At 70.6% G+C, this 26095-nt stretch carries 23 protein-coding genes; 11 read left to right on the forward strand and 12 right to left on the reverse strand.

Annotation, left to right across the window (positions count from 1 at the left end):
- Window positions 1-49: 49 nt before the first annotated feature.
- Together UA74_RS04105 and pdxR are read right to left on the reverse strand one after the other, a co-directional pair.
- Window positions 50-1489, reverse strand: coding sequence for a GuaB1 family IMP dehydrogenase-related protein (locus tag UA74_RS04105; protein ID WP_075739046.1), 1440 nt, complete (start codon window positions 1487-1489; stop codon window positions 50-52).
- Window positions 1490-1498: 9 nt separating this feature from the next.
- Window positions 1499-2965: a MocR-like pyridoxine biosynthesis transcription factor PdxR gene (gene pdxR / locus UA74_RS04110; RefSeq protein ID WP_075763821.1), complete on the reverse strand. Its 1467-nt coding sequence runs from the start codon at window positions 2963-2965 to the stop codon at window positions 1499-1501.
- Between the two features lie 46 nt (window positions 2966-3011).
- Here pdxR and UA74_RS04115 point away from each other — a divergent pair, with 46 nt between their 5' ends.
- On the forward strand, window positions 3012-4019 hold the full coding sequence (locus tag UA74_RS04115) for an EamA family transporter (RefSeq protein WP_083682903.1): 1008 nt from the start codon (window positions 3012-3014) through the stop codon (window positions 4017-4019).
- A 490-nt stretch (window positions 4020-4509) separates the two neighbouring features.
- Entirely contained in the window at window positions 4510-5661 is a 1152-nt protein-coding gene (locus UA74_RS04120) for a glycerophosphodiester phosphodiesterase (RefSeq protein WP_083682904.1), read from the forward strand.
- A 90-nt stretch (window positions 5662-5751) separates the two neighbouring features.
- Here UA74_RS04120 and UA74_RS04125 read toward each other — a convergent pair whose 3' ends face one another.
- A complete protein-coding gene (locus UA74_RS04125; RefSeq protein WP_075739050.1) occupies window positions 5752-7176 on the reverse strand; it encodes a class II fumarate hydratase in 1425 nt (474 codons plus the stop codon).
- Window positions 7177-7287: 111 nt separating this feature from the next.
- Here UA74_RS04125 and UA74_RS04130 point away from each other — a divergent pair, with 111 nt between their 5' ends.
- Window positions 7288-8274 carry an NAD(P)/FAD-dependent oxidoreductase gene (locus tag UA74_RS04130; protein ID WP_075739052.1) on the forward strand — a complete coding sequence of 329 codons (987 nt, stop codon included), beginning with the start codon at window positions 7288-7290 and terminating at the stop codon, window positions 8272-8274.
- Window positions 8275-8319: 45 nt separating this feature from the next.
- Here UA74_RS04130 and UA74_RS04135 read toward each other — a convergent pair whose 3' ends face one another.
- The 3 genes from UA74_RS04135 to glpX form a co-directional block, all read right to left on the reverse strand.
- On the reverse strand, window positions 8320-9186 hold the full coding sequence (locus UA74_RS04135; RefSeq protein WP_075739054.1) for a S1 family peptidase: 867 nt from the start codon (window positions 9184-9186) through the stop codon (window positions 8320-8322).
- Between the two features lie 166 nt (window positions 9187-9352).
- Window positions 9353-9637, reverse strand: coding sequence for a hypothetical protein (locus UA74_RS04140; RefSeq protein ID WP_157433981.1), 285 nt, complete (start codon window positions 9635-9637; stop codon window positions 9353-9355).
- A 259-nt stretch (window positions 9638-9896) separates the two neighbouring features.
- Window positions 9897-10979, reverse strand: a complete 1083-nt coding sequence (gene glpX, locus UA74_RS04145; RefSeq protein WP_075739058.1) for a class II fructose-bisphosphatase — start codon at window positions 10977-10979, stop codon at window positions 9897-9899.
- Between the two features lie 396 nt (window positions 10980-11375).
- On the opposite strand from glpX, the gene UA74_RS04150 reads away from it, so the two are divergent.
- From UA74_RS04150 to UA74_RS33970, 5 genes are all read left to right on the forward strand, one after another.
- On the forward strand, window positions 11376-11978 hold the full coding sequence (locus UA74_RS04150) for a DUF4245 domain-containing protein (protein WP_198042917.1): 603 nt from the start codon (window positions 11376-11378) through the stop codon (window positions 11976-11978).
- A gap of 476 nt (window positions 11979-12454) precedes the next feature.
- Window positions 12455-13048, forward strand: a complete 594-nt coding sequence (locus tag UA74_RS04160) for an RNA polymerase sigma factor (RefSeq protein ID WP_075739064.1) — start codon at window positions 12455-12457, stop codon at window positions 13046-13048.
- Window positions 13045-13899, forward strand: a complete 855-nt coding sequence (locus UA74_RS04165) for a hypothetical protein (protein ID WP_075739066.1) — start codon at window positions 13045-13047, stop codon at window positions 13897-13899. Before UA74_RS04160 ends, UA74_RS04165 begins: the two co-directional genes overlap by 4 nt.
- A 280-nt stretch (window positions 13900-14179) precedes the next feature.
- Entirely contained in the window at window positions 14180-14350 is a 171-nt protein-coding gene (locus UA74_RS31485; RefSeq protein WP_157442148.1) for a hypothetical protein, read from the forward strand.
- Window positions 14351-14599: 249 nt separating this feature from the next.
- On the forward strand, window positions 14600-14725 hold the full coding sequence (locus UA74_RS33970; protein WP_257787499.1) for a hypothetical protein: 126 nt from the start codon (window positions 14600-14602) through the stop codon (window positions 14723-14725).
- 456 nt (window positions 14726-15181) lie between these two features.
- On the opposite strand, the gene UA74_RS04175 is transcribed toward UA74_RS33970, so the two are convergent.
- Genes UA74_RS04175 through UA74_RS04190 form a run of 4 tightly spaced genes read right to left on the reverse strand, consistent with a single transcriptional unit; the run spans window position 15182 to window position 17902 of the window.
- Window positions 15182-15448, reverse strand: coding sequence for an exodeoxyribonuclease VII small subunit (locus UA74_RS04175; RefSeq protein ID WP_157433983.1), 267 nt, complete (start codon window positions 15446-15448; stop codon window positions 15182-15184).
- The gene (locus UA74_RS04180) at window positions 15445-15822 is read right to left on the reverse strand and encodes a sugar ABC transporter substrate-binding protein (RefSeq protein ID WP_157433984.1); all 378 of its coding nucleotides are present in this window, start codon (window positions 15820-15822) and stop codon (window positions 15445-15447) included. Before UA74_RS04180 ends, UA74_RS04175 begins: the two co-directional genes overlap by 4 nt.
- 53 nt (window positions 15823-15875) lie before the next feature.
- Window positions 15876-17177 (reverse strand): exodeoxyribonuclease VII large subunit, encoded by a 1302-nt coding sequence (gene xseA, locus UA74_RS04185; protein WP_075739070.1) that lies wholly within the window; start codon window positions 17175-17177, stop codon window positions 15876-15878.
- Window positions 17174-17902 (reverse strand): lipid droplet-associated protein, encoded by a 729-nt coding sequence (locus UA74_RS04190; RefSeq protein ID WP_075763823.1) that lies wholly within the window; start codon window positions 17900-17902, stop codon window positions 17174-17176. The genes xseA and UA74_RS04190 overlap by 4 nt, the downstream gene beginning before the upstream one ends.
- Window positions 17903-18017: 115 nt before the next feature.
- Here UA74_RS04190 and UA74_RS04195 point away from each other — a divergent pair, with 115 nt between their 5' ends.
- Window positions 18018-19043, forward strand: coding sequence for a 4-hydroxy-3-methylbut-2-enyl diphosphate reductase (locus UA74_RS04195; protein ID WP_075739073.1), 1026 nt, complete (start codon window positions 18018-18020; stop codon window positions 19041-19043).
- A gap of 457 nt (window positions 19044-19500) precedes the next feature.
- Here the strand turns inward: UA74_RS04195 and UA74_RS04200 are convergent, their stop codons facing one another.
- Both UA74_RS04200 and rmuC read right to left on the reverse strand, forming a co-directional pair.
- The gene (locus tag UA74_RS04200; RefSeq protein ID WP_157433985.1) at window positions 19501-20484 is read right to left on the reverse strand and encodes a DUF6542 domain-containing protein; all 984 of its coding nucleotides are present in this window, start codon (window positions 20482-20484) and stop codon (window positions 19501-19503) included.
- Between the two features lie 105 nt (window positions 20485-20589).
- Entirely contained in the window at window positions 20590-21573 is a 984-nt protein-coding gene (gene rmuC, locus UA74_RS04205) for a DNA recombination protein RmuC (protein ID WP_075739077.1), read from the reverse strand.
- Between the two features lie 164 nt (window positions 21574-21737).
- Between rmuC and UA74_RS04210 the strand changes: the two genes are divergently transcribed.
- Window positions 21738-22901: an exonuclease SbcCD subunit D gene (locus UA74_RS04210; protein WP_075739079.1), complete on the forward strand. Its 1164-nt coding sequence runs from the start codon at window positions 21738-21740 to the stop codon at window positions 22899-22901.
- Complete coding sequence (locus UA74_RS04215) at window positions 22898-25984, forward strand: AAA family ATPase (RefSeq protein ID WP_075763824.1); 3087 nt, start codon at window positions 22898-22900, stop codon at window positions 25982-25984. The genes UA74_RS04210 and UA74_RS04215 overlap by 4 nt, the downstream gene beginning before the upstream one ends.
- Window positions 25985-26095 lie beyond the last annotated feature (111 nt).

Here is a 26095-nt window from a genome sequence, read left to right on the forward strand (position 1 = left end):
GGGATCACCTACCGGCCTCAGATATCGGCGGGGTCGTGGCCCCGCCCGATCACCACCCGGCGGGCAGCGGGCGACCCTCGGCGAAGCCGGCCGCGGACTGGATGCCCAGCAGCGCCCGCTCGTGGAACTCCTTCAGGGTTTGCGCGCCCGCGTAGGTGCAGGCGGAGCGGACACCGGAGGAGATCTCGTCGATCAGGTCCTCGACGCCGGGCCGCTTCGGGTCCAGCAGCATCCGCGAACTGGAGATGCCCTCCTCGAACAGACCCTTCCTGGCCCGGTCGAACGCGCTGTCGGTGCGCGTGCGGGCACCGACGGCACGCTTGGAGGCCATGCCGAACGACTCCTTGTACGCGCGGCCGGACTCGTCGCGGCGCAGGTCGCCGGGCGATTCGTAGGTGCCTGCGAACCACGAGCCGATCATCACGGAGGAGGCCCCCGCCGCCAGGGCCAATGCGACGTCGCGCGGATGCCGGACTCCGCCGTCCGCCCAGACGTGCCTGCCGAGCGCACGCGCCTCGGCGGCGCACTCGGCGACGGCGGAGAACTGCGGCCTGCCGACGCCGGTCATCATCCGCGTCGTGCACATCGCGCCGGGACCGACGCCGACCTTGATCACATCGGCTCCCGCCTCGACCAGGTCGCGGACGCCCTCCGCGGTCACGACGTTGCCCGCCACGAGCGGGACCTGCGGGTCCAGCGCCCGAACCGCCTTCAGCGCGCTGAGCATCTTCTCCTGATGCCCGTGCGCGGTGTCCACGACGAGGGTGTCCACCCCGGCCGCCAGCAGCGCAGCTGCCTTCGCGGCCACGTCGCCGTTCACCCCGACCGCCGCCGCGACCCGGAGGCGTCCCGCCGCGTCCAGGGCGGGTTGATAGATGCCTGCGCGCAGCGCGCCGAGGCCGGTCAGCACTCCCACGAGCCGTCCGTCGGAGTCGACCGACAACGCGGCGGTCGCCTGCCTGCCGTGCAGCCGGTCGAAGACCTCGCGCGGCTCGGTTCCGGTGGGCACGACCACCAGCTCCGTGTCGAGCACCTCGCCGAGCCGGGTGAACCGGTCCACTCCCGTGCAAGCCGCCTCGTCGACGGTGCCCACCGGTCGCTGATCGTCGTCGACGACCACGACGAGGCCGTGCGCGCGCTTGGGCAGCAGATTGAGCGCGTCGGCCACCGAGTCGTCGGTGCGTAGCACCAGGGCCGTGTCCCACACCGGGTGCCGGTGCTTCACCCAGTCGACGATCTCCGCGACTGCGGCGGGCGCCACGTCCTGCGGCAGCACCACCAGACCACCGCGTCGGGCGACGGTCTCGGCCATCCGCCTGCCTGCCACCGCCGTCATGTTGGCCACCACCAGGGGCAGCGTCGTCCCGGTGCCGTCCGACGTCGACAGGTCCACGTCGAAGCGAGACTCGACCCCGGAACGTCGAGGCACGAGGAAGAGATCGTCGTAGGTCAGGTCGTGGGCGGGGCGGTGTCCGTCAAGGAACTGCACACCGGAAGCTTACGGGCCGTCGACCCCGGGGTGTCCGATCCGCCGTGGGCCGGGACCGGATCCGTCCGCCCCCTCGGACACCGTCGCGACGACCTGCACCGCCTCGCGCAGCCGGTCCGGGGTCAGCCCCGCGTAGCCGAGGACCAGGCCGGGGAACAGCACCGAGGGCGGCAGGCCGCGCAGATAGTCGGAGAGCGGCGGAACGAGCACGCCCGCCCGAGCCAGCGCACTGCTCAGCCTGCGGTCGTCGACGCCGTCGGGCAGCCTGGCCACCAGGTGCAGACCGGCGGAAGGGCCGACCACCCGCCAGCCCGGCAGCCGGTTCGCCAGCGCCTCGACCAGGGTGTCCCGGCGATGACGGTTGATGCGCCGGGTGCGACGCAGATGCCGGTCGTAACCGCCGTCACGCACCAGCCGGGCCAACGCCGCCTGATCGATCGTGCTGGAGCCGAGATCGCGCAACAGCTTGATGCGCGCCAGGTCGTCCCGGATGCCGAGGGGCGTGACGAGCCAGCCGAGACGCAGGGCAGGGGCCAGGGTCTTGGACACGCTGCCCAGATAGGCGACGTGGCCGGGGGCCAACGATCGCATCGCGCCGATGGCGGGCCGGTCATAGCGGTGCTCGGCGTCGTAGTCGTCCTCCAGGATCAGGCCGTTCACCCGGCGTGCCCACTCCACCAGCGCCAGCCTGCGCTGCGGAGCCAGCGCCACGCCGAGCGGAAACTGATGTGCGGGGGTGACCAGTACTGCGCGGGCCGAGGTCGCGGCCAGCACGTCCACGCGAAGCCCGTCCTCGTCGACCGGGATCGGCACCACCGACAGGCCGGACCCCGCGAACAGCCGGGGCTGTCCCGGATGGCCGGGGTCCTCCACGGCGATCTCTCGATGACCGTGGTCGGACAGGTGGGCCGCGAGCAGGGAGAATCCCTCGGCCGCACCCTTCGTGATGATCACTTCGGCCGGATCGGCGTGCACGGAGCGCACGCGTCCCAGATAGGCGGCGAGTTCCTCCCGGAGAGCGCGCAGGCCGACCGGATCGGGATAGCCGAGAGCATGGTCCGGCAGCTCGGCGAGGCCGGCCCGCACCGCCGCCACCCAGGCCGCGCGGGGGAAGGCGGAGAGCGCGGGCAGGCCCGGCCGCAGGTCCCAGGTCTGCTGCGCGGCACGCGGGCCTGCGACCTGCGACGGTTCGGCGCCCTCATCCACCACCCTGGCCACCGAGGTGCCCGATCCTCGGACGGCGATCAGGTATCCCTCGGCCACGAGCTGGGTGTAGGCACTGGTGACGGTTCCTCGGGCCAGTCCGAGCTGTGCGGCGAGATCCCGGCTGGACGGCAGCCGAGTTCCGGCGGCGAGTCGTCCGACGCGGACGCCGTCCCGGAGCGCGGCCTCCAAGGTTCGCTCTCGGCGGCCCCTGGTCGCCGTGGACATCTCGGGCAGCAGCAGCTCCCGCAGAGTGGTCCATTCTGCACGCATGGGAGTGGACCTTATCTCTGGACCACTCGCCGGACACGCTGGCGCCATGACCGCCGGAGCCCTCGTGCCACCCGCAGCGCCCCGCTCGGCCCGTTCCCCCGGCGCCGCCGTCGGGCTGGGGCTGGCGGGCATCGTCCTGGTCGGCGGCTCCGTGCCGATCACCGGCCTGCTCGACGACTATCCGCTCTTCGCCGCCCAGTCGCTGCGATACCTGATCGGAGCGCTCTGCCTGCTCGGCCGGCTGCTGCTGCGAGGCCGCAGCCCCGGTGATCGAGGGCCTGCCGACCGCAGGCAGGCAGATCGGGGCGCGGAGGATCGGGCGCGGCGCGGGTGGCGCCTGCCGGTGCCCGGCGCGCGCGACCTGCTCGCCCTCGCGGCGGTGGCCGCGTTCGGCATGGTGGGCTTCAGCATCTTCGTGCTGCTCGCCCAGCGACATGCCGATCCCGGTCTGGTGGCCGCCATGGTCGGGTCGGCCCCGTTGCTGATCGGCATCCTCGCTCCGCTGATCGCGGGACGGCGGCCGGGCCGGGCGGTGATCCTCGGCGCCGCGCTGGTGGTCGTCGGGGCGGCGGTGCTCTCCGGCGGCGGCTCCTGGCAGGGGCCGGGTCTGCTGCTGGCCGGTCTCGCGTTGGCTGGTGAGGCCGCCTTCACGTTGTTCGCGGTCGGACCCCTTCGTCGACTCGGGGCGATGGCGACGGCGGCGTACGCCTGTGCGGTTGCCGCGATCGGTGCGGGGCTGGTCAGTGTGGTCGCCGAAGGGCCTGCGGCCTGGCGGCTTCCCTACCCGGCCGAGGCCGTCGCCCTGCTGGTGCTGGGCGTGCTGGTCACCGCGGTGGCCTTCGGCTGGTGGTTCCACTGTGTGTCGACGGTCGGCGCCGATCGCGCGTCGGTGCTGATCGGCGCCATGCCGGTGGCCGGGTTGGGGGTTGCGGTGCTGCTGGGTGCGCAGGAGCTCGCGGCTTCGGCGCTGCTCGGCGCGGTCCTGGTCGCCCTCGGCTGCGTACTCGGGCTGGGGGTGCGTCGACCTCGCCGAGGCGGCGACGGGGCGTGCTGAGGCGATCAGGGCGGAGGCGGCGGGACCGAGTAGGAGGGCCGGTGGTCGAGCCGTGTCGAGTCGGGCCCGTGTCGCGTCGGGCCGTGCTGAACCGGGCGGCGGCCCCGCTCACGGATGCGACGCGTCGAGTTCCATCGGGGGCGCGGCCGGTCTGCGAGGATCGTCCGGGGCCGAGATCGTCCGGGTCGCCTCGGGCGGAGGCCGTCGTCCGGCTCTCTGCGGCAGCCGAGGCCGCACCGGTCCTCCAGGGCCGCTCGGTGCGCGCCCGCCGACGAGTCGTCCGGAATGACGTGTGCACCGCCGCCCGGCGGCCTCGAGGACGGCGATCCGGCCGAGGCCGCGACGAGGTCGCAGAGCAGTCCCGCCGCGCGGCATGGGCGTCGTACTCCGCTAACCCGACGTCCATCTCGTCGTCGGGTGACGCTGTCACGCTCGCGAGGCAGGCGCGGCAGACTCGCGGCGCCTCTCCACGGCACGAAGGGACTCGTCGATGGTCAGAACATCAACGCTCACGGTGTCATTGCTGGTCGGCGCGGTGCTCTTCACCTCGGGCGTCGGGCAGGCAGCCGTCGGGCAGACCCGTGGCTCGGCGGCGGACGCGGCCGGTGCCGATCGGGCGGCCGAACAGATCGCGGGCGAGGCCGACGCGGCGGGCGGCGTACACCGCAGGTCGTTCGACATCCAGGCTCATCGCGGCGGGATGGCCTACCTGCCAGAAGGCACCCTGCCCGCGTTCGAGAACGCCCTGCGCATCGGCGTGACGACGCTGGAACTCGACATCCAGATCACCGAGGACGGTCGCGAGGTCGTCACCCATGATCGGCTGATCAACCCGGCGAAGTGCCGGGACACGGCGCCGGTGGTCGAGGGCGACCCCGACTTCCCCTACGCGGGCAAGTACGTGCACACGCTCACCTTCGCGCAGGTGCGCACGCTCGACTGCGGATCGCAGACTCAGCCGGACTATCCGGAACAGCGGCCGAGGCCCGGCGAGACGATGCCGACCCTGCGCGAGGTCTTCCAGCTCGTCCGCCGATACGGGGCACACGACGTGCGCTTCAACATCGAGACCAAGGTGGAGGCAGGCGCCCCTGAGGAGACCGCGCCGCGCGAGGAGTTCGTCCGCGTCGCCGCCCGCGAGATCCGCCGGGCGGGGATGCTGCGCCGCACCACGATCCAGAGCTTCGACTGGGGCGCACTGATGCTCATGCGGCGAATCGAACCCCGACTGCCGTTGATCGCCCTGACCGAGCCGAACTTCCTCCAGGTCGGCGAGCCCGGCCGGTCGCCGTGGCTCGGCGGCCTCGACATCGACGACTTCGGCGGCAGCCCGGTCCAGGCCGCCCGGTCCTTCGGAGCCGGCGCACTGTCCCCGGTGCACGGCACCCCGCAGCACGGTGTCGTCGGTGACCCGGACTACGTCCCCTTCACCACCAGGGCGATGGTCGAGGAGGCTCATGAAGCGGGCATGAAGGTCGTGCCCTGGACCATCAACGACGAGGCCACCATGCACAAGCTGATCGACGACGGGGTGGACGGCATCATCACCGACTATCCCCGGCGGCTGCGCAGCGTCGCCGCCGAGCACGGCTTCGAGCTGCCGAAGCGCTATCGGCACGGACACTGCGGCGGACGCGGCTGAGCATTGCCTGCGCAGACAGCGCGAACGGGCCGATCTGATCTCCAGCCAGATCCCAGACCGGCCCGTTCGCCGCTGATCGAGCAGGAGAGATCAGCGGGTGCTGTTGGTCATCCGCAGCACGTCGAGCGCCTCGTCGAGCTGCTCCAGCGTGAGGCTGCCCGCCTCGACGTGGCCGCGTTCCAGCACGACCTCCCGGATCGTCTTGCGCTCCTTGAGGGACTGCTTGGCGATCGAGGCCGCCTCCTCGTAGCCGATGTAGCGGTTCAGCGGGGTCACCACGGACGGCGAGGACTCCGCGTACTCCTTGGCTCGCTCCTCGTCGACCTCGGTGCCCACCACGACCTTGTCGGCGAGCAGGCGGGCCACCGCCGCGAGCAGCCTGCAGGACTCCAGCACGTTCCTGGCGATCACCGGCAGCATCACGTTGAGCTGGAAGTTGCCCTGCGAGCCTGCGAAGGTCACGGCGGCGTCGTTGCCGATCACCTGCGCCACCACCATCATGGTCGCCTCGGAGATGACCGGGTTGACCTTGCCGGGCATGATCGAGGAACCGGGCTGGAGGTCCGGCAGCCGCAGCTCGGCCAGGCCGGTCCTCGGGCCGGAGCCCAGCCAGCGCAGATCGTTGGCGATCTTGAACAGCGAGACGGCGACGGTCTTGAGCTGCCCGGAGACCTCGACGACCCCGTCCTGAGTGGCCTGCGCCTCGAAGTGGTCGCGCGCCTCGGTCAGCGGCAGCCCGGTGATCGCGGCCAACTCCTCCGACACCGCCGCGCCGAACCCGGCGGGAGCGTTCAGCCCCGTGCCCACGGCCGTGCCGCCGATCGGCAGCTCACCCAGCCGGGGAAGGCTGCTCTGGAGCCGCTCGATGCCGTAGCGGACCTGGGCCGCCCAGGCCGCCGTCTCCTGGCCGAGCGTGATCGGCACGGCATCCATGAGGTGGGTGCGGCCGGACTTGACCACGCTGGCCCACTCGTCGGCCCGCTTGCTCAGCGTCGACGCCAGGTGCTCCAGCGCGGGGATCACGTCCGTCACGACCGCCTCGGTCGCGGCGACCCGGATCGTGGTGGGGAACGTGTCGTTCGAGGACTGCGAGGCGTTGACGTGATCGTTGGGATGAACATCACGTCCGGCGTGCCGGGTGGCGAGCGTCGCGATGACCTCGTTTGCATTCATGTTCGACGAGGTGCCGGAGCCGGTCTGGAAGACGTCGATCGGGAAGTGCGCGTCGTGCAGCCCGTCCGCGACCTCGCCCGCAGCTGCGGCGATGGCCTCGGCCAGGTCTGCGTCCAGCACGCCGAGCCTGCCGTTGACCCGGCCTGCAGCGGCCTTGAGCAGCCCGAGTGCCCGAATCTGGGCCCGTTCCAGGCCTCGTCCGGAGATCGGGAAGTTCTCCACGGCCCGCTGGGTCTGTGCTCGCCACAGGGCTTCGGCGGGCACCCGAACCTCGCCCATGGTGTCGTGTTCGATGCGGAACTCGCCGTCGTTGGCCGGAGCGCCACTCTGCTGCTCTGTCATGGCTCCTGTTTGTACCGGTTGGGTGCATCGCTGGGCACCGCGACGTCCAACACATAGCCTGGATGTAGTCCACACCACAGTGCCGGCGGACAGGCTCGGAGCGGAGCGGCGATGGCGGCAGACCGGGACCACGAGGTCGATCTGCTGGTGCTCGGCGCGGGTCCGGCCGGACTCTTCGCCGCGTACTACGCGGGCTTCCGAGGGCTGTCGGTGGCGATCGTGGACGCGCTGCCGGAGCCGGGCGGCCAGATCACCGCGATGTACCCGGAGAAGATGATCCTCGACGTCGCGGGCTTCCCCTCGGTGCGCGGCCGCGATCTCGTGGCGGCGCTCGTGGCGCAGGCCGATCGGGGCGCCCCGGCGTATCTGCTCGGCAGGCAGGCCCGCACGCTGGTTGCGTTGCCTGCGGGCGGCAGTCGGGTGGGCCTCGCTGACGGCATGCGGATCGACGCCCGTGCCGTGCTGATCACGGCGGGCCTCGGCGAGTTTCGGCCCCGCCCGCTGCCCGGTGCGGGGGAGCGCGTCGGCGACTCGGTGCTGCACTTCGTGCCCCGACCGACGACGCACGAGGGTGAGGACATCGTCGTCGTCGGAGGTGGCGACTCCGCGTTCGACTGGGCGGAGGCGCTGCATCCCATCGCCCGCAGCGTCACCCTGGTCCACCGGAGGTCTCGCTTCCGGGCCCATCCGGCGATGGTGCAGGCCGTCCGCGAGCGGGGCGTGCCGATCATCACGGACGCGGAGGTGCACGAGCTGCTCGACGGCCCTGCCGGGTTGAGTGCGGTGGTGATCAGGCTCGCCGACGGTCACCTCAGATCGCTGCCCGCCCAACGGGTGATCGCCGCCCTGGGCTTCGTCGCCGATCTCGGGCCCATCGAGACCTGGGGGATTACCGTCGATCAGCGGACGATCCCGGTCGACAGCACCATGCGGACGTCGATGGAGCGGGTCTATGCGGCCGGGGACATCGCGTCCTATCGCGGAAAGGTGCGGCTGATCGCCACCGGCTTCGGCGAGGCCGCGACCGCCGTCAACAACATCGCGGTCGCGCTCGACCCCGAGGCGCATCTCTTCCCCGGACATTCCAGCGAGGCGTGACGGCCGAGAGGATCGCGCGGCCGCCACGCCTGCCCAGGATGAAGATCAGGCGCTGATGTGCGACTGGATCCAGCCGTAGTGGGCGCTGACGTCGGTCGCGATCGTCACGCCCTCGCCGCACCAGGGCGAGCCGCCGTTCTCGCCGGGGTACCCCATCCGAGCGGTGAGACCCGCCAGGTAGGTGAAGCCGCTGCGCTCGGCCAGCACCGGGCCGCCGGAGTCGCCGTAACAGGGGCCGGTGCCCGCTGCTGCCACGTGGCAGAGCTCGGTCTCGGAGTTGAAGCCGCTCTCGCAGCCGAGACGGTTGTCGATCAGGACGTCCAGTTCCTGGAGGATGTCGGCCTGGCCGCAGCCGCCCGGCTCAGCGCACTGCTGTCCCCAGCCCAGCAGCAGACCGTACTGGTCGTCGGTGGGACGACGTGCCTGCAGCGTGATGGGCTGGGCGTCGGGCACCGGGCTCTCCAGGCGGAGCAGCGCGATGTCCATGTCGATGCGGGTGACCTCGGAGTCGTCGTAGTCCGGGTGGATGACGATCTCGGTGAAGTCGACGACGGTGCCGCCCTCGTGGCCGTTGATGCTGCCCACGCGCAGGTTGCTGCCGTCGGCCCTACCGCCGTAGACGCAGTGCGCCGCAGTCACGACCCAGTTCTCGTCGACCAGGCTGCCGCTGCAACCGAGGGAGCCGTCCGGACGGACCAGCGTCGCGATGAACGGGTAGTCCTGGGTCGCATCCCGGCCGCCGACGATCATCGTCTCGATGCGGTCTGCGTCGGAGGCCTGCGTCTCGGCCTCGACGGCCGGGGAGGTGCGCGTGTCGGCGTCCTCGGTCGCGCCGGCGGGTCCCGCCGTGGCGATCAAGACGGGAGCGACGGCGGCGGCGAACAGCGCCGCGACGGACTTTCGGAGTCGCATGAACCCTCTTCTCGTGAACGAACCTGTGTCGACAGGGTCAAAGAGGGCGGTAAAGATCTGGTTGGCGTCGCAACCGGGTGGTGGTCGTGTGCGGGCGGCACCGCCGGAGGCGATCTCATCCGGCGGTGCCGGGTCTGGTCAGCCGGTGATCAAGAGAGGGTGACGGTCAGGCTATGGCGTGGAACACCAGAGCGCCGAGGGCGAAACCGGCGATCGTGGCCGCGATCGCCACCGGTATCGCACTTGGCGAGGGATCGGTCGCCTTGGCGTAGCCGACGATCGCCAGGATGAACGCTGCGGGCCCGAACAGAATCGGACAGAACAGGGGCGCGATCGCGGCTAGGACGAAACTGATGATCGTGCAGACCCCTGGCGCTGGAGACCGATCCTGCTGACGGTCCGGGAGACGATGCTGCCTGCGTCGTTCTTCCTCCAAGTCCTCAAGCGGCAAGATCTTCTTGTCGCTTGAGGTCCCTGGCGGAGAATTGATCGAAACCGGCCTGGTGATCTTTCTGTTGAACTCTGCTGAGAAGGCTAAGGACGGAGCAGCGCCGATGGTCCGATCGGCCTACTCCGGCTGAGCAGGTGGAGGCGTCGACGGCGGCGGTGCCACTGAGGCGTGGTGCCACCAACACTGGGGGCCTCGATCACCCGCCGGCGGCCCTGACCGCCTGGCAGTCCGAACGAGCCTCCGCACCGACGGCTGCGGCTTAGGACAGCGGCACCTCATAGTCCGGCTGTTCGCCTGCCGAGCCGAAGTCGACCGAGGCGTACTCGCGGAGCTTGGTGATCCGGTGGTAGCCGTCGATCAGCCGCACGGTCCCCGACTTCGAGCGCATCACGATCGACTGGGTCGTGCAGCCGCCTGCGCGGTAGTGGACGCCGCGCAGCAGGTCTCCGTCGGTGATGCCGGTGGCGCAGAAGAAGACGTTGTCACCGCGCACCAGATCATCGGTCTCCAGCACCCGATCCAGGTCGTGCCCGGCCTCGACAGCCCTCGCCCGCTCCGCGTCGTCCCTCGGCCACAGCCTGCCCTGCATGGTCCCGCCGAGGCACTTCAGCGCCGCCGCCGCGATGATCCCCTCCGGCGTCCCGCCGATGCCCAGCAGCAGGTCGACCCCCGTGCCGGGGCGGGCAGCCGCGATCGCGCCCGCGACGTCGCCGTCGGAGACGAACCTGATCCGCGCGCCCGCCTCCCGCACCTCGCGCACCAGGTCCTGGTGGCGCGGCCGGTCCAGGATGCAGACGGTGACGTCGGAGATGCCGATCTGCTTGGCCCTGGCCACCCGACGGATGTTCTCCGCTACGGGGGCGGCGATGTCCACCGAGGATGCCGCCTCCGGGCCGACGGCCAGCTTCTCCATGTAGAAGACGGCCGAGGGGTCGTACATCGCGCCTCGTTCGGCCACGGCCAGCACGGCGAGGGCGTTGGGCATGCCCTTGGCCATCAGCGTCGTCCCGTCGATCGGGTCGACCGCCACGTCACAGTCGGGTCCGTTGCCGTCGCCGACCTTCTCGCCGTTGAACAGCATCGGGGCCTCGTCCTTCTCCCCTTCGCCGATCACGACGACGCCCCGCATCGAGACGGTGCCGATCAGCTTGCGCATCGCGTCGACGGCGGCCTGATCGCCCCCGATCTTGTCGCCACGGCCGACCCAACGGCCCGAGGCCATCGCCGCAGCCTCGGTCACGCGGACCAGTTCCATCGCGAGGTTGCGGTCCGGCGCCTCCGGGCGGGGTGCGGCCGGGTCCGGCTCGGCGAGTTGGTTTGCTGCGGGCGGCGGCGTGCTCATGGCGTCTCCCGAGATGGCGTTCCTACTCGATTCAGAGCAGGAGGGTGGGTCGATGTTGGCAGAGATCACAGGACCGTAGGGGGCGGACGTGGCAGTGGATCGAACAAGGTGGTGCGACACACTCGATCGATGCGCTCCCTCAGGCCATCGGGTGTCGCGAACCGCCGGATCGCGGGTCGTTCAGGCGGCAGGTCGGGGGCCTGCGATGTCCTCGCCCCGCCAGCCCGGACCCGTGCTCGACGCATCGGCCTTGCTCGCTCCGTGCGACGCCTGGGCGGCGGAGGGCGTCCCAGCTGCGCCCGGCCCCGCCCACCTTCCGCCGTCACCGGCCTGCCTGCGGCGTCGTCGACGGCACCGGGGCCGGTCGGCTCCTCGGCGCTTGAGACGATGGGCGATGTGACAGCGCCGAAGACGACCCCGCCACCGCTGCAGAAGCCGAATCGGGCGTCGCTGACCGGCAAGGACATGGTCGGATCGATGCTGTTGCTCGCGACGCTGATCCTGCTGGGAGCCGGTCTGCTCGGCAGGTGCTCGTTCAGCCCCACCGGACCCGATCCGGCGGCCATCCCGGCGCCGACGGTCGACGTGGCCGAGGGGCTGGGCCGCGCGGCCGACCGGGTGGACTTCCCGGTGCGGCTGCCCGAGGCGCCGGCGGACTGGCAGGCGACGACACTGCGCGTCAACGAGATCGATCCCGCAGGCCGCCACGCCGTCCGCGTCGGGTGGCTGACGTCGGAGGGGGCCTATCTGCGACTGTCGCAGTCCGACGCGGACGAGGGGACCCTCGTCGGCTATGAGACTCGGCAGGCTGCGGCAGGGCAGGGCGTGGTGACCTCGGCGGGCTCGGAATGGGTCCATTACCTGGGTGAACGCGATGAGACGGTGTGGGTGACCGAACTCGATGACAGTCTGGTGCTCCTCACCGGCACCGGAACGGAGGCGGACTTCCACACCCTGGCGGAGGCCGTCGTCGCGGCGGACGTCCTTCCGACGAGCTGACGCTGTCGACTGGGCGATTCGGATGGCGGGGGTGATCTCGCCGCGGGCCGATCTCGGTCGTCGATCGACGCCGGTCGCATCGTGCAGCGTCGGTGCGGTGTCGACCGCACCCCGCTCGGCCTGCCTGCGCGGCCTGCCGGGCTTGCGTCCGGAGCACCGGGAGAACGCGCGGCCGATTGACTGCCGCCCGACCAGTGGATACTCGCCTGCGGCGTGAACGGTTCCCCTTGCGTGCCTGCCTCGGCTTCGGCCGGGCTTCGGCGGCGTCTGCTCGGCACGCCGACCGCGACGACGAGCAGCCTGCCCGCCTCACCAGCGGCGGTACTGCCAGAACGGTGCCCCGCCTGCGCCGCGTGGGATGAGTGTCGATCCGCAGGTGCGGTGCGCTGATTCGAGGGCCTGACGCGGTGCGGGTAACACTGGCGCCGTCCGCGACCAAGAACTGTCGTCAATGGCCACGGCGATCGGGTGACGGAATGACAGCAGAACGATCCGAATCGGATCTTGCGCGACTATCGCGCGATCAAGACGCCTTTGAGCGCTTCTATCGAACACACGTGGACTCGGTCCAGCGGTTCATCGTCCGTCGCGTCGACGACCCGCACCTCGCGGCCGACCTGACCGCCGAGGTGTTCCTCGCCGTGATCCACTCGGCCCACACCTACCAGGCTCGCCGTGGTAGGGAGGCCGCCTGGTTGTTCGGGGTGGCCCGCAACGTCGTCTCGGCAGACCGGCGTCGCAGGGCACGGGGGCTGGCCGTGGTGAGTCGCATCGCGGGCCGCGAACTCGCCGATGAGGACGACATCGCCGCACTCGTGGATCGGATCGATGCCGAGGCATCGGCACGCAGGCTGATGCTCGGGATGGACCGACTCTCCGACGGCGAGCGAGCGGTCCTGGAACTGACGGCCCTCGACGGGTTGTCGATCTCGGACGCCGCGCGGGCCCTCGGCATCTCGTCGGTCGCGGCCAGGGTGCGCCTGCACCGCGCCCGCCGCCGGATGCGCAACCACCTGTCCTCGACCGCGAACACCACCACCACGACGACCGCAGCGGAGGCACGGACATGAGCAGTGACCGGAACGGCACCCGTCGATTCGAAGAGCGTCTTCTCGTCGAGCTGAAGCAGGTGGTCTCGGAGCAGGCCGGTCGGCAGCCAGTCACCGCTGTGACACCGGCAGCGGGCTTCGCCGCTCGTGTTCGACGTCCTCGACTGGCGGCGGCCGCAGGCCTCACCGCAGTCGGAACGACCGGCGCCGTGGCCTTGATGCTCACAGTGGGCGGCGCGAGCGCTGCCGCCTTCTCCGTCGAGGAGCAGGACGACGGGATGGTTCGCATCGAGATCTCGGATCTCCGGGACGGCGACGAGTTGGAGAGCGCGCTCGCCGAGGCGGGGATTCCGGCCACGGTGGACTACCTGCCGGACGGCATGATGTGTCGACAGCCGAGGTTCGCCATGCACGGCGCCCCCGACGACGCTCACCACGGCCTTCTTCCCGGCGAGTCGGGGGCGGTCATCAGCGAGGACGGTGTGACCGCGTCGGCAGGCGGAGAGAATTCGCCTGAACCGAACGTCGACGGCGAGGCGAACGAAGCACCAGAAGCAGGGCTGCCTGCTGAGGGAATCCCGCCGGGCGCGACCTCGGTCGAGATCGGGATGGGTGAAGACGGCACGCCCTATGCCAGCTTCGCCCTCAATCCGGCGGACTTCCAGAACGGCCGTTCGCTGGTGATCGAGACCACTGGCTCGGAGGACGTCAGCAGCCTCTCGATCGCGATGGGCGAGGGCGAGGTCTTGCCCTGTGAAGAGATCGAGGTTCCGGCCGGACAGTTCCCGCCCGGCGACGGCGACGCGGTCTCGGAAACGGAGGACGTGGTGGAGGGGCACCCTGGTGAGAGCTCGGAAGGGGCCCAGAGGTAGGACCCGATGCAGGAGACGGCGGAGGTCGTCTCGACGAGGTCTGCGGGTTGAGCAGGGACTCTGACTGACGGGTCGCGGCGGGGTGGGAGACGCCCGCCGCGCCCGCCACCGGCGTCCAGTGGGGTTCGCACCGGTCTCGGAGCGCTCTTCGGGGGGCGCTCCGAGACGACTGCCTGTGGCGGACACGGTGCCTGTGGCGGACACGGTGCCTGTGGCGGACACGGTGTCCGTGTCGGTCCGAGGTGGCTGCGCTGCTGGTCAGATGGCTGCGCAGGCCGGCATGACCTGGCCGGACCGGGTGGCTGCGCCGGAGATTCGCGGCGGGCTGGATACGTCGGGGGGTCGGCTGGGGCACGGCAACGTGTTCGTGCGGCTGCCGGGCGCTGATCCGAATCGGGGAGCGTTGCGCGTTCACCGCCCGGTGTTCGGCAATCCCGGCTGGGGCGAGTAGTCCTGACCCGCCCGAACAGGTGGGCTCGCGTGTGCCCGGGGGGTGCGTCCGGGTGTTCGCCGCTGCGAACCTGCCGGGCTGATCACCGAGCGGCCTGCCGGATTCCGGGCGGCGGGGGCGGCGAGGCTTCACCGTGACTGTGACCGCACCTCAGCGCACCGCACCGCACCGCACCGCACCGCCGAGATCGTCCAAGTGGTTTCACACTGCCGGATACACGGGACCTGGGCCTGTCGGCCTCGTCGTCGGGTGAGTCCGCAACGAGCCTGTCATCGGCCGGTCAGGCAGGCGCAGCAACACGCGGCCCGGGTGCTGCCCGCGCGGGCCGAGTCCGGGACCGAGCCTGCCGTGACGATCGCCAGGGAGATCGGGTGATGACGGTCTACCGCGATCGAGCGGCGATGCCTGCACCGCGACCGGTTCGACCGTGTCGCCTCCGAGATCGTGCGTGCGCGGGTCGCTGTCGGGCACGGGCGGAACCTCCACGCCCGACGTCGGCCGATCATTGCCCAGAATTCCGTATCACCCGTCCGAGCGCACTGTTCGGCCTGAGTCGGACCGCCATACCGACGCTGTCGTGTCTTGTCGCTGAGGGCCGGAGTGCCTGTCGTCGACCGGTGGGGACGGAGGGCACCTCGTCCACCGCGAGGACGGGAGCGTCGAGGACATCCCGGTGGCCGTCTCGACCGCACCGTCGCCGGAATCGTCCGCGAGAGAGTCCTGCCGTCCGGTGCGCGGGACCTCTCTGCTCGGCGGACGTCGGCATCAGAAGGCGTGAGACCGGTGGTCGGGCAGGCTGTCTGCCCTGCCTGCCTCACCTGGTCCGGGCGCTCAGCGCTCGGTGTCGTCGGGGGGCGTCACCGAGGCGAGGGCGCGCTCCACGCGTTCCCGCGCGCCCGCGAGTCGCCGCTCGCAGACGGTGGCCAGGGCCTCGCCTCGCTCCCACAACGCCAGGGAGTCCTCCAACGACAATCCGCCTGCCTCCAGCCTGCGCACCACTTCGGCCAGCTCGTCTCGCGCCTGCTCGTAGCCCAGCGCGGACTGCTCGGCATCCGGTTGCACGGCGTCGGCCGTCGACTGCTCGTCTTGTTCGCTCACACCGTCGAGCTTCCCAGGCGCGTCCCCAAGGAGACCACTGCGGTGGCCACGGTCTGGTCGTAACCGCTGACGGCCTCCGCGAACTCCTCGCCGTCACCCTCCTCGACCGCCGCACCGATGCGCAGCGCGGCCGCAGAGACCCGCCTGCCGTGCGCAGAGTCGTTCCATCGGTCCTGGCCCGCGGCCGAGGACAGCGCGGTCGATAACGCGAGGAGCCGAGCACTCAGGTCGCGACGCGCCGGGGAGTCACACCCGGCGAGCAGTCCCACCCAACAGTCGGCCGCCGTGCGGTCGGCCTCCTCTGCTCTACGCCGTACCGTCTCGTCCGCGGGCGCTCTCGCGGGATCATCTGACCCGGTCGTCGAGGTCCTCACCGCAGCCAAGGTGAGGGGAAGAAAGGTGGGCTTGCTCGCCGGGTAGGGCACCACTACCTCCGGTCACCGCTGTCGGTCGGTTGTGTCACGACGGCTCGCACCGCGCCGTCGACCACCCGCACCCGCAGCACCGTTTCCGGCGCGGCGTCGGCGATGGATGTGAGCACCCCGGCAGCTCCATCCGCGTCAACACGTTGTACGACCGCATAACCACGAGCCAATGTGGCAGCGGGTCCGAGAGTGGTCAATCGGGATCGGGTCGCATCGAGACCAGAATCCGCGGTCGACAACCCCGTCAGCACCGCACGTAGGCTGCGCTCGCGCAATGTTGCCACTTCCTGCGCCCGATGTGCCAGTGGAGCGAGCGGAGACGCCAACACCGGCCTACTGCGCAGCGAGGTCAGCAACCGGGTCTCCCGGTCCACCCAGCCGTGCAGCGCCCGACGTCCTCGGTCCCGCAGCAGGCTGATCCGCGCGACCTCCTCCGCCATGTCCGGCACGACCCGCTTCCCCGCCCCCGTCGGGGTCGAGCAGCGAAGATCTGCGACGTGATCCACCAACGGGGTGTCCGGCTCGTGGCCGATCGCGCTGACGACGGGCGTCCCGCAGGCCGCCACGGCGCGACACAGCGTCTCGTCAGAGAACGGCAGCAGATCCTCCACACTGCCGCCGCCGCGTGCCAACACGATCACCTCCACGTCCCGGTCGGCGTCCAACTCACGCAGGGCCGTCACGATCTGTGGCACCGCAGTCGTCCCCTGCACCGCCACGTTGCGCACTTCGAAACGCACCGACTGCCAGCGTGCGGTGGCGTTGGTGATCACATCGTGTTCGGCGGCCGAGGCCCGCCCGGTGATCAGCCCGACCTTATTCGGCAGGAACGGCAGCCGTCGCTTCCGCGCCGGATCGAACATGCCTTCGGCGGCGAGCAGCCTGCGTAGTCGCTCGATGCGGGCCAGCAGTTCGCCGATGCCCACCGCCCTGATCTCGTCCACGCGCAGACTCAGCGTGCCCCTGCCGAGATAGAACGTCGGCTGACCATGCACGACCACGCGCGCGCCGTCGGTCAGCGGCGGGCTGGCCGACCGCACCAGCCCGGCGGGGCAGGTCAGGGTGAGCGACACCTCCGCAGCCGGATCACGCAGGGTCAGAAACGCCGTTCCGGTGCCGGGGCGTGCCGAGATCTGGGTGATCTGACCCTCCACCCAGACCGAGCCGAGGCGATTGACCCAGTCGGAGATCTTGCGGGCGACGGTGCGGACCGGCCAGGGATCGGCAGGCGAGGTGGGCGGGGCAGGCGTGGACGGGGAGGCAGGGCCCGAGGCTCCCGAGTCCGGCGGGGCAGGCGGGGTCACTCGGCGCCCACCGTGACCAGTCGGTTCGACAGCATCCGGACGTACGCGGGCCGTGCCTCACCCGCCTGTTCGTAGGCGAGCAGCGCCCTGAGCTGCTCCGGCGAGAAGCCCCGAAGCCTGCCCCTAAGCTGGGCGAGGCTGAAGGCGTCGTAGCCGGTGACGGGCGCATCGGACGGGTGCGGGGAGTCCTCCTCGGGGACCACGGCCCCGGCGAACCGGCCTCCGGCGGAATCGCTGCGCTGCGAACCAGGGCGGTCGGCGTCCGCATCGCCGTCGCTGCCTGCGTCGCGGCTGCTGCCGGTGGGGGCCGCCGACGACCGGGTGGACGCACGGCCGGATCGAGCGTCACGGCCTGCGCGAACGTCACCGAGAACGGGGTCGCTGAGGGCGGACTCACCGAGACCGGCGTCATCGGCATCGTGGTCATCGGTGTCCGGGCGGGGGGAGCCCGCCCGGAACGCCGACGGCACGTCATCGGCGGGCAGGTCCTCGTCGAACGTCGCCCACTCGGGATTCTCCTCTGGGGTGCGCAGCCCGGACAGTGCCTCGTCGCCCTTGATGGCGAGTTCGGTCACCTGCTGCTGGACCCGCATCGACAGGGCGAGGGCCTGACTGACCACCGTGACCGGCAGTCCCGCAAGCTGCTCGGGCAGTCTGCGGGCCTGCTCGACGGCGGTCACCGCCAGACCCGCAGCCAGCCGAACGGGTAGTGGCAAGTTCGTCATGCTCTCAGCGTGCCGTAGGTGGGCGCGGCTGCACAGCGCGAACCGGCAAAACCGGCGTCATCACCGCCAGGCGGCAGGGTGGGCTCCACCGGGGGAGGTCCGTAGGCTGGGGGCCATGACCGCCTCGACGCCAGAAGCCTCTTCCTCGCAGCCTGCAGGTCAGCCTGCGGAGGAGCAGGCCGAGACGACCGCCCGTAAACGTGTGCTGCTGGCCAAGCCGCGTGGTTACTGCGCGGGCGTGGACCGCGCGGTGATCACCGTCGAGAAGGCCCTCGACACCTACGGCGCCCCGGTATACGTGCGCAAGGAGATCGTGCACAACAAGCATGTCGTGCAGACTCTGCAGGACCGAGGAGTGATCTTCGTCGACGAGACCGACGAGGTCCCGGAGGGCGCCCTCGTGGTGTTCTCCGCCCACGGGGTCTCGCCCGCCGTCCATGAGGAGGCGGAGCGGCGTGGGCTGCGCACCATCGACGCGACCTGCCCGCTGGTCACCAAGGTCCACCAGGAGGCCAGGCGCTTCGCGCGAGACGACTACGACATCCTGCTGATCGGCCACGAAGGGCACGAGGAGGTCGAGGGCACCGCAGGTGAGGCCCCAGATCACGTGCAGCTCGTCGACCGGCCTGAGGACGTCGCCAAGGTCGAGGTCCGCGACCCGTCCAAGGTGATCTGGCTGTCGCAGACGACCCTGAGCGTCGACGAGACCATGGAGCGGGTCGACCAGCTCAAGGAGCGCTTCCCCGAGCTTCGCGACCCGCCGTCCGACGACATCTGCTACGCCACTCAGAACAGGCAGGTCGCCGTCAAGGCGATGGCCGCCGAATGCGAACTCGTGCTGGTCGTCGGCTCGCAGAACTCGTCGAACTCCAAGCGGCTCGTCGAGGTGGCGGTGCAGTCGGGCTCCGACGCCGCGTATCTGATCGACTTCGCGCGTGAGATCGACGAGAGCTGGCTGGACGGTGTCACCACGGTCGGTGTGACCAGCGGCGCGTCGGTGCCCGATGTCTTGGTGCTTGGCGTCCTGGACTACCTGGCGGAACGCGGCTGGGGCGAGGTCGAAGAGGTCACCACCGCCAACGAGAAGATCACCTTTGCACTGCCTCGCGAGCTTCGACAGGCGATGTCCGACGTCCGTTGAGGCGTCCTGCAGTGCCAGCGGACCCGCAGCCTTTGATCTTGGGCTGCGGGCTGCGGGCCGGTCCGGCAGGCGGCCGGGTCGGGTGGTCGGTCGACGGCCGTTCGGCTGGCTGCCGTCTCCGTTGACGGGGGTCCGCCGCCCGCCCGCCTCGGCCCGGTCGAGCGCATCAGCTGTCCGGCCTGATGAGGCATCTGACCTGGTCGCCCTGCCTGCGGGGTCAATTTGCCTGGTCGATGGGCGAGCCTGGGCGGTCTAGCCCGGTTGGTGGTCTAGCCCGGTTGGTGATCGGGGCAGGTCGGTAGTCGCCTCGAGTGATGGCATTGCCTGTCCGGTATTCGGCCCTGGACACGCTGGTCGGTCTGATCGGACCGACTCTCGGCTGGTTGTGATGGTTGATCGCCTGCCTGGCTGGTCGTCGATCAGCGCAGGCAGGCGGTTCGGCCATGGTCGGATCAGATCAGTCGTCGAGGTCATCTCGGCGGCGGGGCTGCCGTCGCCGAGGTTCTGGTCTGGCCCGCCCGCCTGCCGCGTCGGGCTGGTCGGGCTCCCGAGGCGCGCGTGCGGGCCGCCCCGTACGGGGCTCCTGCCGAGCTGTCCGACTGCCCTGCGGCCTGCCCGCCGCACTCGTCCGGCGGGGTGCCGACGAGCGAGGCTCCCCAGCGGGTCGTTCCCCCGGCTCATCATCGCGCGGCCTGGCCGGGCGGCTCGGTCGCCGGGGCACGCCCGCCTTGTCCGAAGATGCGCGAGCGCCCTTCGGCGCCGCGCCCGCCGCACTCGCGGACCGTCCGGCTGCCCGTGCCTCTGAGGACGGCCGCGGCCTGCCTTCTGCCTTCGACTTCGATCCTGCGGACCGTGCTCCTCCTTCTCGGCGGGACTCGTCGGACCGGTCCGCGCCGGTCCGAGACTTCCTCGTGGGTCGTTTCCGGGCGTCGGCGGTCTTCTTCCTGACCGGGGTGGACTCGTCCTCTGCGTCCAGCAGCGGCTCTCGTTGCAGAAAGTAACGGGCAAGCCCGATCCCCACGGTGAGCACGGTGGTGATTCCCATCACCGGAAAGGCGTCGATCAGTGGCAGTCCCAGGTTCAGGACCATCCCCGCCATGCCGCCGCCGGCGGAGCTCCCCGTCAACCACAGGATCAGCGGGAGTGACACCCCCAGGATCAGGGGCGGCTGGACGATCGGCCCGAACAGGCTCTGCCGCTGAACCAGCGCCACGGCAAGTACGCAGCCGAGCGCGTAGATCACCTGGGAGACGAGCCGGGGCCCGTCAAGGAACAGCACGTCGACGAGGGTGCCGATCAGGGTGGACCCGAGCGCGACCAGGATCGCCATCCACCAGGTGATCCCTCGGGAGTCGCGGAATGCCGATCGCTCGGCCCAAGGGATCTCTGTCGGCTCTTCGTCGGCAGACAGCAGCTGTTCACGGTCGCGGGAGGCGCTCACGGCGTCCACCGTAATCTGTTCACCGTATGGATTCGGTCGGACTGGCGAGTTCACCATCCGGGCAGGTCGGGTGAATGTCGTCCTTGGCCGTTCAGTCCAGATTCATCAGTCGTCTCCATTGGCGCCGATCGGTTCGTGCGACGGCTCGGGCAGCGACTGCCGCTCGGCTGGTATTAAGGCCGCGACCGTCTCGTCTCGCCGGACGGAGGCGAGCCCCGTGGGGCTGGCTGCCGCCTCCTGTAGTGGCTCCGTGGCGGCCCTGAAACCCTCCAGTGCGTCGAGCTCCCTCCTCCGCGCGGACAGGAATCTCTGCAGATGGGTGCTCGACAGATTGACCGCGTCGACGGCGGCACCCGCCGACCGGTGCGCCGCAGCGGCCTGACGTCGGACCTGCTCGACGTCCTCGGCCAAGGCGCGCTCCGTGGCCGAGAACAGTGCGGCGGAGGCCAGCACGCCGAAGCCTGTCGGACCACACAGGAATACCCGGCGGTCGAGCAGCCATCGCAGCAGGTGCGGGTCGGTGTCGAGAGCGGCAACGACGGCCGCGTCGGAGGGGACGAACATGATCGCCCCGTAGATGGCGTCGGCCCAGCGTTGGTATTCCCGTCCTGCCAGTTCGGCGGCGCGGGCGCGAATGTTGCGGGCATGGACGCGCAGTGCGTCGGCCCGCTCCGTCGCGTCGTCGGTCTCGACCGCCTCCACCCAGCAGGCCAGGCTGGTCTTGGCGTCGACCGGGACCTGCCTGCCGTCGCCGACCGAGAGGACGAGGTCGGGCCGTGCCGAGCCGCCGCCCGCCAGGTCGGTCTGGACCGTGAAGTGCAGACCTTCGCGCAGGCCCAGAGCCTTGGCCGTCTCAACGAGCATCTGCTCGCCCAACTCGCCTCGCCCGCTGATCGAGGCGAACGCGACCTCATAACGGCGCAGCGCCGCCTGGTGCTCTGCGGATCTGGTCCGTTCCGCGCCCACCATGTCCATCGCGGCATCGGTGCGCCGCACGCTGTCGGTGTAGAGCCGCCACACCAGGGCGAGAGCGCCCGCGAGAGCCAGCGCGAGCACGATCGCCGCAGTGCTGATCACTACTGCGGACATGTCCAACCTCCTGCCGGTCTCGTCCCGAGTGGACGAAGTCGTCCTGGACCGATCATGGCCCACCCGAGGTGGTGGATGCTCGTGATCGGACTGTCGAACACACGTTCGAGTGGATCTCGGGGGTTGAGAGTGATCTGCGCGCCGACGGCCTCTAGCGTGACGGCATGCGCATCCTCCACACCTCCGACTGGCATCTCGGCCGTACGTTCCACGGTCGAGATCTGCTCGGCGATCAACGGGATGTGTTGGCAGGACTGGCAGAACTGGTGCGGGCGGAAGGAGTCGACGTGGTCGTCATCGCGGGCGATCTCTATGACCGTGCCGTGCCGTCCGGCGAGGCGGTCGGCGTCTGTCACCACGTCCTCGCGGCACTGCGGGACGCGGGCGCCACCATCGTGCTCACTCCGGGAAACCACGACTCGGCTCCCAGACTGGGGGCGTATGCGGACTTCGCCGCGGCAGGCGGGCTGCATCTGCGGACCCGCATCTCCGGGCTGGACGCTCCCGTCGTCCTCGACGACGAGCACGGAGCGGTGGCCTTCTACGGAATTCCCTACCTGGACCCGGACCCGGCCCGGCACAGCATGGAGCTCGACGGGCGGCGCATCGAGGCAGGCCACACCGGCGTCCTCACCGAGGCGATGCGACGGATCACCGCCGATCTCTCGGCTCGTGGTCCCGGAGTGCGATCCGTGGTGCTGGCACACGCATTCGTCACCGGCGGCCAGGGCAGCGAGTCGGAGCGCAAGATCGCGATCGGCGGGGTCGAGCAGGTGCCCGCGTCGGTGTTCGCGGGAATCGACTACGTCGCACTGGGCCATCTACACGGACCGCAGACCCTGCGACCAGAACTCCGCTACTCGGGGAGTCCACTCGCGTACTCGTTCTCCGAGCGGGCACACCGCAAGTCGGTGTGGCTCGTCGACCTCGACGCCGACGGGCTCGGCGAGGTGCGCCGACATGAACTGCCGGTTCCGCGCAGACTCGCGATGCTGACGGGCAGGCTCGACGATCTGCTGGCGGACCCGGAACACGAGGCCCTGGCCGAGTGCTACCTCTCGGTCACCCTGACTGATCGCGTTCGCCCCCTGGAGCCGATGCGACGGCTCCAGGAGCGCTTTCCCCATGCCGTGCACCTGGACTGGCAGCCTGCGGGCGGGCTGGTGAATGCCGGGCTGCACTACTCCGAGGCCGTCCGAGGCAAGAACGATCGGGAGCTCGCCGCCTCCTTCGTCGCCGACTGCCGAGGCGCGCAACCCGACGAGGTCGAGCTGCGGCTGCTCGATGACGCATTCAATTCGGTCGGCGGAGAGCAGGTGCGATCGTGAGGCTTCATCGGTTGGCGATGACGGCGTTCGGCCCGTATCGGGGCACGGTGCACGTCGACTTCGATGCGTTGAGCGCGGACGGCCTGTTCCTCCTGCACGGCGAGACCGGCGCAGGAAAGACGACGCTGCTCGACGGCGTCGCCTACGCGTTGTTCGGGCAGGTTCCCGGTGCGAGAGGCCAGGTACGCAGGCTGCGATGTGATCATGCTGCGGACACCGTCGCGACCAGAGTGGAACTGGAGCTCACTATCCAGGGACATCGCATCAGAATCGTTCGCAGTCCCGAGTTCGAGCGACCTAAGAAGCGCGGCTCCGGCACGACCACAGTGCAGGCGAAGGTGTCGCTTGGCTGGCTCGGCAGCGTGCCCGTCGGCTACCCCCCGGACGGTCTGAGCCGGATCGACGAGGTGGCCAGGACGGTCGGCAGGCTGATCGGGATGACCTACACCCAGTTCTTCCAGGTCGTCCTCCTCCCGCAGGGCGAGTTCGCCCAGTTCCTGCGAGCTGAGACCGAGGATCGCGAGAAGCTGCTGGAACAGCTCTTCGGCACTCAGCGATTCGCCGACACCGAGCGCTGGTTCCGCGAACGGCGCACGGCGCGACACCAGGACGTGCAGACGGCACGCCGAGGGGTGGAGCAGTTCGTCGCCCGGATAGCTCAGGCGGCGGGAACGGAGCCGCCGCAGGACGACGAGCCGGTGGCTGCGTGGGTGGACGCGGTGCGGGGGCGAGTCGTCGAAGAACGGAATGAGGCAGGAGAGTCGGAACGGCTCGCCGCCGACCGACGGCGACGTGCGGAACAGGCGGCCGTCGACGGGGCGCGCCAGGCTGCCGCTGCCGCTCGTCGACGAGAACTCCTCGCCCGGCTGGACGAACTCGCCGAGCGGCACGACGAGCGGGTGGCGTGGGCTGAGGAGCTCGCCGATGCTCGCCGGGCCGCACCGGTCGCCGCCGAGGAGCAGGAGCGACTCCGGGCGGCGACCGACCTGCACGATCGGCGTCAGAGGGTCGCGGCGGCACAGGACGAGGTCCGCGCCGTCGCCGCCACGTGGCCGGAGAACGCAGGCGACGCCTCGGTCACGGAACTCGTCCCATCGGTACGGCCCGACGAGACGACGGTGGAACGGTCCTGTTCGGATGCCTTCGTCGTCGACCAGGATGAGAGTCCTGCCGACCGGTCCTCGGCGGCGGATCTCCGCGCGTTCGCGGCCGCTCGTCGGGAGGAGTCGGGCAGGCTGGCCGGGCTGGTCGCGGAAGCCGAGCGTCAGGAACCGGATCGGCTGCGGCTGGCCGAGGCCCTCTCGGACCGGGACCAGGCCGAGAAGGCGTTCGCCGAACTCGAACGTCGTGCCGAGCAGCTGCCCACCGAGTTGAATGAGGCGCGGCGCGAGCTGGCCGAGGCCACGGCCGCCTCGGCTGCCCTCGACGGGCTCCGGACACGACATGACGAACTGACCCGGCTGTGTGCCTCCGCACGTGAACTGCCCTCGGCCGAGGAGCGTCTGGTCGCGGCTCGACAGGCCGGGCAGGACGCCGTCGACGCTCATCAGATCGCGCGTGAGCTGTTGCTCGATCTGCGGGATCGACGGCTGGCAGGAATGGCTGCCGAGCTGGCGGGGGCACTGGTGCCGGACGGGCCCTGTGGGGTGTGCGGTTCGCGCGATCACCCGGCACCTGCCGAGCACACGTCCCTGGTCACCGAGCTGCAGGAGCAGACGGCCGTCGACGCAGAACACCAGGCTGCGCTGGCCAGGGAGGCGGCCTCTGCGCGTGTGCAGGCCGAGCTGCTCGCGCGGGACACGATCCTCGAACAGCTTGCCTGCCGCAGCGAGCCGGAGCTGTCCACGGCACTGGACGAGGCCGCGACGGAGCTGTCTGTCGCCGTAGACCTGGCGGCCCGCGAGAGCGAGCGAGCTGATCTCCTGCATCGTCTGGAGCAGGAGTCGGCTGAACTGCATCGCGATCGATTGACGGTCGAGGGCGAGCTTGGTTCGGTTCGCAGCAGGGTGGAGCACCTGGAGCAACTCATCGCCGAGCGGGCCGACCGGCTCACGGCGGCTGCGGCCGGCTTTCCCGACGTCTCTGCGCGGCGGCGGGTGCTGCTGGCGACCGCCGAGGTCGTCGACAAGCTAGCCGAGTGCACCGTCGCTGCCGTCGAGCCGGCGGAGCGACTGCGCGATCGGTGCGATCGGTTGCGCGCGGCGGTCGCACAGGCGGGATTCGACGGGGTGGACGATGCCCTGGCGGCATCGCGCGACGAGCCCGCCATGACCCGACTCGACGAAGCCCTGCGGTCCGTCGATCGGCAGGAGACAGCGTTGCGCGCCGAGCTTGCTGATCCGGCGCTCCACGAGGCCGAGACCGCCGAGGTTCCGGACGTCGAGGTCCTGACAGCAGTGGCGGACAGTGCGCGCCGCACGGCGGAAGAGGCCGTCGCCCGGTTGCGGGCGGCCGAGGCGGCCGATGAGGAACTGGCCGGGCTGGCGGCGCGATGGACCGAGGCTGCCCGAGAACTCGCGCCGGTGGAGTCGGATTTCGCGACCCTCTCGGCCCTGACCGATGTCGTGAACGGGCGCGGCCAGAACAGCCGGAAGATGTCGTTGCGGTCCTATGTGCTGGCCGCTCGGCTCGAAGAGGTGGCGGTGACGGCCACCCGCAGGCTGCAACGGATGAGCCAGGGCCGGTACTCCTTCGTGCATTCGGATGCGGGAGGTGCCCGAGGAAAAAGGGGCGGCCTCGGGCTGGATGTCGTCGACGACTATTCCGGCCGAGCGCGCCCGGCGAAGACCCTCTCCGGGGGCGAGTCGTTCCTGGCCTCACTGGCCCTGGCGTTAGGCCTGGCCGATGTCGTCGCGGCGGAGACGGGAGGCGCACTTCTCGACACGTTGTTCGTCGATGAGGGCTTCGGGAGCCTCGACCCCGACACCTTGGACCTCGTGATGGACACGCTCGACGAACTCCGCGCGGGCGGGCGCATAGTGGGGCTCGTGTCCCATGTCGAGGAGTTGCGGCAGCGCATTCCGACCCGCTTGCGGGTGCGTCGTTCCCGTACGGGGTCCACCCTGGAGATGGAGACCGCCTGACACGAGAAGAGACGGTGACGACGTGACGACGGCAGGCAGCGGACGACGAGGTCGCATCGTGGACGGAACGCGGTCCATTCTGGGGCGACCTCGCCGGGGAGTCGGGACGCT

This window comes from Actinoalloteichus fjordicus, from assembly GCF_001941625.1.
GTDB classification, from domain to species: Bacteria; Actinomycetota; Actinomycetes; order Mycobacteriales; family Pseudonocardiaceae; genus Actinoalloteichus_A; species Actinoalloteichus_A fjordicus.

Excerpts from the sequence above, each read along its gene's own strand:
- pdxR (WP_075763821.1), bottom strand. The coding sequence starts at position 2,965 with ATGCGTGCAGAATGGACCACTCTGCGGGAGCTGCTGCTGCCCGAGATG.
- UA74_RS04115 (WP_083682903.1), top strand. The coding sequence starts at position 3,012 with ATGACCGCCGGAGCCCTCGTGCCACCCGCAGCGCCCCGCTCGGCCCGT.
- UA74_RS04120 (WP_083682904.1), top strand. The coding sequence starts at position 4,510 with ATGGTCAGAACATCAACGCTCACGGTGTCATTGCTGGTCGGCGCGGTG.
- UA74_RS04125 (WP_075739050.1), bottom strand. The coding sequence starts at position 7,176 with ATGACAGAGCAGCAGAGTGGCGCTCCGGCCAACGACGGCGAGTTCCGC.
- UA74_RS04130 (WP_075739052.1), top strand. The coding sequence starts at position 7,288 with ATGGCGGCAGACCGGGACCACGAGGTCGATCTGCTGGTGCTCGGCGCG.
- UA74_RS04135 (WP_075739054.1), bottom strand. The coding sequence starts at position 9,186 with ATGCGACTCCGAAAGTCCGTCGCGGCGCTGTTCGCCGCCGCCGTCGCT.
- glpX (WP_075739058.1), bottom strand. The coding sequence starts at position 10,979 with ATGAGCACGCCGCCGCCCGCAGCAAACCAACTCGCCGAGCCGGACCCG.
- UA74_RS04160 (WP_075739064.1), top strand. The coding sequence starts at position 12,455 with ATGACAGCAGAACGATCCGAATCGGATCTTGCGCGACTATCGCGCGAT.
- UA74_RS04165 (WP_075739066.1), top strand. The coding sequence starts at position 13,045 with ATGAGCAGTGACCGGAACGGCACCCGTCGATTCGAAGAGCGTCTTCTC.
- UA74_RS31485 (WP_157442148.1), top strand. The coding sequence starts at position 14,180 with ATGACCTGGCCGGACCGGGTGGCTGCGCCGGAGATTCGCGGCGGGCTG.
- UA74_RS04190 (WP_075763823.1), bottom strand. The coding sequence starts at position 17,902 with ATGACGAACTTGCCACTACCCGTTCGGCTGGCTGCGGGTCTGGCGGTG.
- UA74_RS04195 (WP_075739073.1), top strand. The coding sequence starts at position 18,018 with ATGACCGCCTCGACGCCAGAAGCCTCTTCCTCGCAGCCTGCAGGTCAG.
- rmuC (WP_075739077.1), bottom strand. The coding sequence starts at position 21,573 with ATGTCCGCAGTAGTGATCAGCACTGCGGCGATCGTGCTCGCGCTGGCT.
- UA74_RS04210 (WP_075739079.1), top strand. The coding sequence starts at position 21,738 with ATGCGCATCCTCCACACCTCCGACTGGCATCTCGGCCGTACGTTCCAC.